We start from the raw sequence: 9277 nt of genomic DNA, 5'->3' as shown, positions 1-9277 counted from the left end.
GGAGAGGCCCGTGGGAGCGGCTTGCAGCCGCGATTGAACCCAGCTCTCACGGGGATGAGCGCTCCGGCAGGCACCCGTCAGTCGCCGCGCAGTTCGATGTGCTCGGCCACCAGCAGGGTCGCGGCGGCCGCGACCACGGCGCCCAGGGGCGCGGCCAGGGTCGGCGCGGCGAGCGCGTCCCGCGTGATCCCCTCCGCGCGGCCGTAGAGGCACAGGCGCAGGTGCTCGCAGGTGCGTACATGCAGTTGCAGGTCGGTCAGGATGTGCCCGAACTCGCTGCGGGTGGGGGCGCTGCCCAGGGCGCGGAACAGCTGCGCCAGGGCGGCGAACAGCGGCGCGGCCGCCGCACCCAGCCCGAAATCGGCGGGCTGGTACTCCACGTGATGCTCAGAAACCCGCCCGACCCAGACCCGGAAGCTCTCCTTCTGCAGCGAGTGGTAGAGGGGTGATTCCGAGATCAGGAGTAGCAGCAGGTGCCGCGGGTTGGCGTAATAGCGCCCACCGCGGACCTCCCAGAAGCAGTCGTTGATGAAGCGGTGCAGCCGGATGTGCTCGCGGAAGTCCGCCGCCTGCAACTGATCCAGGATCAGTACCGTGGGCTCCCCTTCGCTCTGGGCGCAGGCCTCGCTCACCGTCAGGTCCAGGGGGTCGATGGGCGGCTCCGCGCGGCCCATCTCGTCCTGACTGGGCGGCAGTATCACGTCGGGCAGGGGCGGGTGGGCCTCGGTGAAGTCGAGATACAGCAGGTGGGGGAATTCCAGTGCCCGGCCCAGGGCGGTGGCGAAGGCGCTCTTGCGCCGCTCGGAGTCGCCCTCGATGTTGAGCGTACGCAAGGTGCGCATTGGGCCTTCGAGCAGGCAGCGGACCTGGAATTCGTAGTCGTCGTTGGACTCGAATCCGTAGCGGGCCATCTTTTCACGCAGGTCGGGCATGGATTATTGCCAGGTCTGCATGAGCAGCGTGCGCGCCGCCTCCTCCTCAGGGAACGGCTGTCCCAGGATCGGCTGGAGCACGGCGCGCGCCCGCTCAGGCTCACCGGCGGCCAGCAGTGCGCGGGCGTGATGGTAGGCGATCGTGGGGTCCTTGGGCGCCGCCAGTGAGGCCTGGGCCAAGGCCTGCACGGCGGCTTGGGTCTCGCCCTTGGCCAGCAGCGCCTGCCCCAGGGTATCGCCGACCGCGGGATCGGCCGGCGCCGCGCGCGCCGCGGCCCGCGCATAGTCCAGTGCCTGGGCCGGGTCCTGCTCCAACAACAGCATCGCGAGGTTGTTGTTGGTCACCGGGTCGTCGGGCTGCGCCCGCAGCAGAGACCGGTAGGTCTCGATCGCCTGTTGCGGTTGTCCACGTTGCTCATAGATCTGGGCCAAGAGGCGCTGCACCTCCGCATCGTCGGGGTGGGCCGCGAGCCAGGTATCGGCCGTCGCGGTGGCCGACTCCAGGGCCGACGCCTTGACCTGGGCGCTCAGCAGCAGCAGCAGCACCTCCCGGTCCGCGGGGTCGGACTGGAGCAGGGCGCCGAGCCGCTCCTGGGCCTCCTTGTATTTCTCCTCATCAAGGCTCAGACGCGCCTGCAGCAGCGGCAGCCCGGGCAGCGGCACCCCCAATGCCAGCAAACGCTCGATCAGCGCGGCCTTCGCCGCCGGGTCCGGCAGGGCGGGGTAGACGTTGCGCAGGGTCGGGCCCACCAGGGGTGAACTCGGATCGACCTTCAGGCCGGCCAACAGGTGCTCCTGGATAGCGCCGGCCTGCTTGGCCGCCGCGTAGGCGTTCGCCAACAGGAGCCGCGTCTGCGCCGACCCTGGCTGCCGGTTCACCAGGGCCTCCAGGGTCGCGGCGGCATTGAATGGCTGCCCCGCGGCGAGTTCCAGCTGGCCGCGCGCCAGCAGCAGCCGCGGGTCGTCGGCGAGCGACGGCGCGGTGTCCTGCAGGGTGCGCAGGGCCTCCTGCGTCTGCCCCGCGGACTGGTAGCCCTGGGCCAGGTTGAGCCGCAGGGTCAGGTTGGCGGGGTCCTTGGTCACGGCCTCGCGCACGCGGGCCAGCGCAGCCGCCTGGTGCCCGGCGTCCACGTCCAGCTGAGTCAGCAGCAGGGTGGCGTCGGCATCGCGCGGGTCTACTGCCAAGACCTGCCCATAGAGCGCGCGCGCCGCCTCCGGCCGCCCGGCGCGTCGCTCCATGGTGGCGAGATTGAAGGCGGCATCGGCGAACCCGGGCTTGATCTCCAGGGCGCGCGCGAAGGCCTTGCGGGCCGCGGGCTCGTCCCCCAAGGCGAGCTGCGCGAGTCCCAGGGCAACCTGGGCGCGCGGGCTGTCCGGCACCGCCGCCAGATAGGCCAGTGCCTGGGCCTGGGCAGCCGCGCCATCGGGCTTGGCCAGCAGCAGTCGGACCAACAGCACCTGGGCCGTCTCGTCCGCGGGGTTCTTCTCCAGCAGCGCGCGCAGCTCCCGCTCCGCGGCCTCGCGCTCCCCGCCGGCCATCAGGACGGCGGCCAGCTTCACGGGTGTCTGCGCATCGTCCGGACGGGCGGCGAGCGCCTGACGCAGCAGGGCCCCGGCCTCCCCCGGCCGGCCGTCTTGCGTCGCGACCTCGCCCAGAATCTTGAGCACGTCCGGATTCGTGGCTTGTTGGTCCGCGAACGGGCGCAGCGCGGTCTCGGCGCCCTTGAGGTCACCGCGGGCGAGCCGCGCCCGGGCCAGCAGGGTGGCCGCCGTGGACGATCCCGGGGCGGCACGGCAGGCGCGCGTCAGGTACTCGTCGGCCTCCTGGTAGCGTGCGAGTTGGAACAGCGCCACCCCAGCCAGGTAGAGCGCCTGGGGGTCCTCGGGGCGATAGGGGAGGTACAGATTGAGCTGCGCCAGGGCCGGTTCCGGTTGATTCTGCTTCAGCAGCAGCAAACCGCGGGCGTAATTCAGGCCGGGGAATTGCGGAACCTGTTGGCTGGCCAAGTCGATATCGGCCTGGGCCTCCGCCAGCTTTTCCAACTCCAGGCGTGCCAGGGCGCGCTTATAGAGCGGCATCCAGGTGGCGCGCGCCGTCTCGATCGCCTGTCCGAAGGCTTCCTCTGCCGGTTGCGGCATGCGCTTGGACAGCGCTAAATCGCCCCGCCCCTCCCACCCGGTGGAGTCCCCGGGGTTGGCCGTGATCGCCTGGTCCACCAGGGCGCGCGCGCGCGGCATGTCATCCTGGCGCGCGGCGAGCCTGGCGAGACCGAGCAGGGCGCGGGGATAGTTGGGAATCAGGCCCAGGGCCTTGTCAAACGCCTCGTTCGCCTGATCGGGCTGGCCCAGGGCCAGGTAGGCTTCACCCCGGATGGCGTGCAGTTCGGCCTGCTTGCGCGGGTCCGTTGGTGAACCGACCGCCGGGTCCTCCAGGATCTCGGCGTATTTGCCCTGAAGCAACTGCGCCTGGGCCAAGTCCGTCTGATACTCGGTGGGATTGAGGCGGCCTTCCTTGATGGCGCGCTTGAGTTCCTGCTCGGCCGCCGCACCGGACGCCAGGTCCAGATAGACCTGCCCCAACAGCGCCCGTGCGGCGGGGTCGTTGCCGCCCTGCCGCAGATAGTGCTTCAGGGTCCGGACGGCGGCGCGCCCATCCCCGGACTGCCATTGGTTGCGGGCATCCGCGAGGGAGTCCGCCTGAGCGACCGGCAGGCCGACGATCAGTAGGGCGAGCACGCCCGACACCAGAGCAGGGTGCAAACCGTGTTGGCTCGTCATTGGAGGGATCTCCTGCGTCATGCCCTTGGTGCCCGACGCTGGGGTCAGGCCGCCTGGACAATGTCCGCGGAGCCACCGCTTGCGGCGCCCGGGCCTGTGGCAGCAGGACGAGAGGACCGATCGCGGTCAGCACCAGGGTCGAGTGAGAAGGGGTGGTATACGGAGATCCCGAATTGGTTGCGGCCCCATCCGTCGTGCGGCGCACATACAATTGAGGGGGCGACCTGGTCCGGGGTCCTGACGTTGGCCGCGCGGATCAGCAGGGCTGGTCGGGCGACCCACGGCAGACGTCAGGCGCGCTTGGCGCTGCGGGCCAGTCCAGCCAAACCGATGCCTACCAGCATCAGGGTGCCCGGTAAAGGAACGGCTAAAGGAACGGTCTCGACGTCGCCGAAGGTGGCGCTCCAGCCCGGCTCGCTGGCCACGCCGGTCATGGTCATCCTGAGCGTGGTGACGTTGGTGAAAAGGTTCGGAGTAGTGAACGAGGCGAACGCGAAGTCGGCGTAAGCGGACGTGCCGCTGAGGTAGATCTTCGTTTTTTCTTCGGTTCCGTTCACGAGAAAGGCAACGGACACGGAGGTGGTAAGCGGTGCGGGCAGGTTAATACGGAACTGGGACGATATACCGCCCTCGGTGAAATCGCTGGCGGACCCTGAAATCCCGTTCCATTCGACATAGACGGTCCCGGCCGAACCTATGTTGTTCATGTGAAGCGCCGACAGATTCGGCGCCACGTTGATGCGGGCCTCGGTCGACGAACTCGTGCCGACGGCGGCCCTGCTCGAGAGGGTACGGGAGGTGCCGATATAGGTCACACCGGCGCCCGAGGTGTTGATGGGGCGGTCAACGACTGCCCCGTTTGTGACGGTCTTGTTGGACTGCGTCGTGTTGAAGTTGTCGATGGTCAAGGCGCTGACATTGCATGCTGCCAGAACGCCGCAGAGGGCCAACGCGAGATCAATCTTTTTCATCGAACGATGTGCTCCACTGACGGTGCGTACCGGGGGACATTGATGGCCGCGGTTGCGCGCGGACACTGCAAATTTCGAGCCACTTAACTCTTGTAGCGCTGCCCCCCGGGCGCGGGGGTTGACCCAGTCGAGCGCCGACGCACTGGGACTGCGCCGACGAATACCAGGCCCAATCATAACCGAAGACCTTACGGCTGGGAAGCTGGTATCTGCGATCACGCGGCGCTTGTCGGCGCAAAGAAACCCCTGATCGAGGATACCGCGGCGGCCGCCCGGACTAGGCGGGCGAGGTGAACGTCATCCCGGCGCCCGGGCCCCGCCCGGCCGGTCAGGGTCCCGTCGGCGTGCCCGATGCGAGCGTCGTCAGGGTCATTGAGCGCATTCATCACGAGGTCAGTGGGGGCCGCCGCCGCCAGATTTTTCAGTCCATCCGCGACGGCGATGCGCACCTGCGGGTCATGGTGTCGGGCTGCAACCCGCAGCAGCTCGATCGCCGCGGGGCCGCCGATGAGGCTGGCCGCGTAGGCCGCCTTGGCCGCCTTGAGCGGATCAGTGGCCTCGGCGATCAACGCGAGGCCCACTGGCCGCTCACCTGACGCCATGCGTGACCGACCCGGCGTCAGTCCTGTCGAGGCTAAAGATAGACGCAGCGCCTGGCCTCTGAGAGAGAAAAAATCCCTGGAAAGCGCAGATAATAGCCCGGAACCTATCAGAAATATCCGACGATGGACCATCACTATGGCAACCCGCCCACCCGCACCCCAGGACTGCCCCAGGATCGTCCCACCCAGTGGCGCGCCCGCCGCCGAGCGCCGTTTCGCTGGCCTGCGCCGCCTCTGGGGCGACGCGGGCTATGCCCAGGTGCGCGCGGCCCGCATCGCGGTCGTCGGGGTCGGCGGGGTCGGCTCCTGGGCGGCGGAGGCGCTGGCGCGCTCGGGCGTGGCGGGGCTGGTGCTGATCGACCTGGACCATGTGGCCGAGTCGAACATCAACCGCCAGGTGCAGGCGCTCGGCAGCACCCTGGGTGCGGCCAAGGTGCAGGCGCTGGGGCGGCGGATCGCGGATATCCACCCCGACTGCGAGGTCACGGCGGTGGAGGAGTTTGTTACCCCGGAGAATTGGCCGGCGCTGCTGCCGGGGCCGGTGGATGTCGTGATCGATGCCTGCGATCAGGGGCACGCCAAGCTCGCCATGGCGCACTGGGCCTGGCGCGGCGGGCATTCCTTGGTCTGCGCCGGAGCGGCCGGCGGCAAGTCGCAGCCGCAGCGCATCGAGGTCGATGACTTGGCCCTGGTGACGCACGACCCCCTGTTGGCCGCGCTACGCCAGCGCCTGCGTAAGCTGGGCGCCCCGGGCCGCGGCAGGATCGGCCTGCCTTGCGTCTTCTCGCGTGAGCCCATCACCCTGCCGGCCGCGGGCGACTGCATGGTCGACGGCTCCCTGAACTGCCATGGCTACGGCTCCTGCGTCATGGTCACCGCGAGCTTCGGCATGGCGCTGGCGGCCGCAGCGCTGCGGCTCCTGCGCAGCGACCGTGATGAACCAGCGATCACGCCTTAACCGTGAAAGCCGCGTCCTCCCGCGCCGCCGCCGCGCTGGCCTTGATCGTAATCCCGGGCAGCGGCGTGCGTAGTCAGGGCTTCCAGCCCTGACGGTGTCAGGCCAAGATGGCCTGACTACGCACCCGGCAAGCCCAAGTGGCCGGAATCTTGATCGAGGCCGCCGCGCTCGCCACCGCCAGGGCCGTCATGTTCAGCATCCGGCGCGGCGTGGTCGCCGGGGTGAGGATATGGGCCGCCGCGGCGGTACCCATCAGGATCGGGCCCACCGTCACACCGCTGCTGATCGTGGTCTTGAGTACGTTGTAGAGGATGTTGGCCGCATCCAGGTTGGGGCAGACCAGCAGGTTCGCCGAGCCGCTCAAGGTCGAATCGCTCAGGTAGCGGTTGCGGATGCCCTCGTCGAGCGCGGCGTCGCCGTGCAATTCGCCATCACATTCAATACCGGGGTGGTCGGCGACGAACAGGTCGCGCGCCAGACGCATCTTCCTGGCCGAGGCGCGCTTGGACCCGCCGAAGCTGGAATGCGACAGAAAGGCGACCTTGGGCGGCAGGCCGAAGCGCTGCACCTCCTGCACGGCCATCCAGGCGATTTCGGCCAACTGTTGCGCACCGGGGTCTTCAGTGACATAGGTGTCGGTGATGAAGAGCGGTCCGCGGTCGGTCATCAGGACATTGACGGCCGCGTAATTGCCGACGCCGGGTTGCAGACCGATGATGCTGTCGATGCATTCGAGATGGGCCTCGTAGGTGCCCACCAGGCCGCAGAGCATGGCGTCGGCGTCGCCGAGCGTGACCATGAGCGCGGCGATGCGGGTATTGGAGCGACGCACCGCCGCCTTGGCCTCATCGGGTGTGGCGCCATTGCGGCTCATGCGCTGGTGATAATGGGTCCAATACTGGCGGAAGCGCGGGTCTTCATGGGGGTTGGCGTTTTCCACATCGACCCCGAGGCGCATCCGCAGCCCGGCCTTCGCGATGCGGGCGTTGATCACGGCCGGGCGTCCGATCAGGATGGGCCGGGCGACCTGCCCGTCGATCGCCATCTGCGCGGCGCGCAGCGCCCGCTCGTCCTCCCCGTCGGCAAAGGCGACGCGCTTTGCGGCGTCAGGCAGGGCCTTGGCGACATTGAAGACCGGGCGCATGAGGATGCCGGTCCGGTAGATAAAGAGCGACAGGCTGTCCTTGTAGGCCTGCATATCGGCAATGGGGCGGGTGGCCACCCCCGAGTCGGCGGCGGCCTGTGCCACGGCGGGTGCGATGGTCAGGATCAGGCGGGTGTCGAACGGCTTGGGGATCAGATACTCGGGTCCGAATTTCAGCTCCTCGCCGGCATAGGCGGCGGCCACGACATCAGTGGTCTCGCGCTTGGCCAGCGCGGCGATCTCATAGACGCAGGCGAGCTTCATCGCGGGCGTGATCTTGGTGGCGCCGCAGTCGAGCGCGCCGCGGAAGATGTAGGGGAAGCACAGGACGTTGTTGACCTGATTCGGGTAGTCCGAGCGGCCGGTCGCGATGATGCAGTCGGGGCGCGCGGCCTTGGCCAGTTCCGGGCGGATCTCGGGCTCGGGGTTGGCCAGGGCCAGGATGATGGGCCGATCGGCCATGGTCTTGACCATATCGACCGTCAGTACCCCGGCGGCGGAGCAGCCCAGGAAGACGTCGGCGTCCCGGACGACATCGGCCAGGGTGCGCGCCGGCGTCGCCTGCGCATAGCGGGCCTTGGATTCGTCGAAGCCGCCGGGGCGGCCCTCGTAGATCACGCCCTTGGAATCGACCATGAAGACGTTCTCGCGCCGCACGCCCAGGCCGACCATGACATCCACACAGGCGATGGCCGCCGCGCCGGCACCCGAGACCGCCAGTTTCACGCTGCCGATGGCCTTGCCGACCAGTTCCAGGCCGTTGAGCAGGGCCGCGCTGGAGATGATGGCGGTGCCGTGCTGATCGTCATGGAACACCGGGATGTTCATGCGCCGACTCAGTTCGCGCTCGATATAGAAGCACTCCGGGGCCTTGATGTCCTCCAGGTTGACGCCGCCGAGCGTCGGTTCGAGCGCGGCAATGATGTCGATCAGCTTGTCCGGGTCGCGCTCGGCGAGCTCGATATCGAACACATCGATCCCGGCGAATTTCTTGAAGAGGCACCCCTTGCCCTCCATCACTGGCTTGCCCGCCAGCGGGCCGATGTCGCCCAGGCCCAGCACGGCCGTGCCGTTGGTCACCACCCCCACCAGATTTCCGCGTGAGGTGTATTCCGCCGCCAGCGTCGGATCGGCCTGGATGGCGAGACAGGGGTAGGCCACGCCGGGCGAGTACGCCAGCGCCAGGTCGTGCTGGTTCGACAGCGGCTTGGTGGGCGTGACTGAGATCTTGCCGCGACTGGGGCTGCGATGATACTCAAGGGCGGCCTCGCGCAGTGCCTGTTCGGCGGCGGACAGATGTTCGGTCATAAAAAAACTCGGGTTTGATGCTGAATGGGCCGGCGCGATCTGGTCGCCCGCTGGGGGCCGCGCGGACTGGCAATATGGAACGCAAGCCCGGGAATCACAAGGTCACTGCCGGAAAAACCCCCCGTCGCCCGGCGCGGCGGTGCGCAGCGCGACAGGCATTTGTTGCTGCCCGCGGCTTGGTGCGTGCGGCCTTGATCGTAATCCCGGCCAGCGGCGTGCGTAGTCAGGGCTTCCAGCCCTGACGGTGTCAGGCCAGGATGGCCTGACTACGCACCCGGCGAGCCCAAGTGGCCGGAATCTTGATCGAGGCCGTGCGTGCCGCTGGGGCGGGCTGGGCCAGCGCCGTGAAGCGGAACTCCCGATACCACTGCGGTCGTTCGGGATCGGCCGGTGTTGGGTATCGGGGGTCTTGATCATCGTTGCGGCCACCGGGAGCGCCGCACTACGATTGCCTGGTGGTTTCCCGCAGTGTAATCTCAAGCAGGGCATGACGCCGCCGGGCGTCCTCGATCAACCCGTCGGGATCATCCTGGTAGTCCTGGCTGAGCGCGAAACAGGCCGCGATCGTGTCACGGATGTGCATC

6 protein-coding genes are annotated in these 9277 nt (G+C 68.4%); 1 reads left to right on the top strand and 5 read right to left on the bottom strand.

Annotated features, from left to right (window positions below; all coding sequences use genetic code 11):
* Nucleotides 1-77: 77 nt before the first annotated feature.
* The 4 genes from QZY48_RS33425 to QZY48_RS33410 form a co-directional block, all read right to left on the bottom strand.
* The gene (locus tag QZY48_RS33425; RefSeq protein WP_295438924.1) at nucleotides 78-932 is read right to left on the bottom strand and encodes a hypothetical protein; all 855 of its coding nucleotides are present in this window, start codon (nucleotides 930-932) and stop codon (nucleotides 78-80) included.
* A gap of 3 nt (nucleotides 933-935) precedes the next feature.
* Entirely contained in the window at nucleotides 936-3710 is a 2775-nt protein-coding gene (gene prsT / locus QZY48_RS33420; protein WP_295438922.1) for an XrtA/PEP-CTERM system TPR-repeat protein PrsT, read from the bottom strand.
* Nucleotides 3711-4000: 290 nt separating this feature from the next.
* The gene (locus QZY48_RS33415) at nucleotides 4001-4681 is read right to left on the bottom strand and encodes a PEP-CTERM sorting domain-containing protein (RefSeq protein WP_295438921.1); all 681 of its coding nucleotides are present in this window, start codon (nucleotides 4679-4681) and stop codon (nucleotides 4001-4003) included.
* Nucleotides 4682-4896: 215 nt separating this feature from the next.
* Nucleotides 4897-5262 carry a HEAT repeat domain-containing protein gene (locus QZY48_RS33410; protein ID WP_295438919.1) on the bottom strand — a complete coding sequence of 122 codons (366 nt, stop codon included), beginning with the start codon at nucleotides 5260-5262 and terminating at the stop codon, nucleotides 4897-4899.
* A 157-nt stretch (nucleotides 5263-5419) separates the two neighbouring features.
* Between QZY48_RS33410 and QZY48_RS33405 the strand changes: the two genes are divergently transcribed.
* Nucleotides 5420-6241, top strand: a complete 822-nt coding sequence (locus tag QZY48_RS33405) for a tRNA threonylcarbamoyladenosine dehydratase (RefSeq protein ID WP_295438917.1) — start codon at nucleotides 5420-5422, stop codon at nucleotides 6239-6241.
* Between the two features lie 97 nt (nucleotides 6242-6338).
* Here the strand turns inward: QZY48_RS33405 and QZY48_RS33400 are convergent, their stop codons facing one another.
* Nucleotides 6339-8693 (bottom strand): NADP-dependent malic enzyme, encoded by a 2355-nt coding sequence (locus QZY48_RS33400; RefSeq protein WP_295438916.1) that lies wholly within the window; start codon nucleotides 8691-8693, stop codon nucleotides 6339-6341.
* Nucleotides 8694-9277: the final 584 nt, after the last annotated feature.

The sequence above is a fragment of the uncultured Thiodictyon sp. genome, from assembly GCF_903828115.1.
In the GTDB taxonomy this organism is placed as follows: Bacteria; Pseudomonadota; Gammaproteobacteria; order Chromatiales; family Chromatiaceae; genus Thiodictyon.
This window is presented reverse-complemented; position numbering and strand designations above follow the sequence as displayed.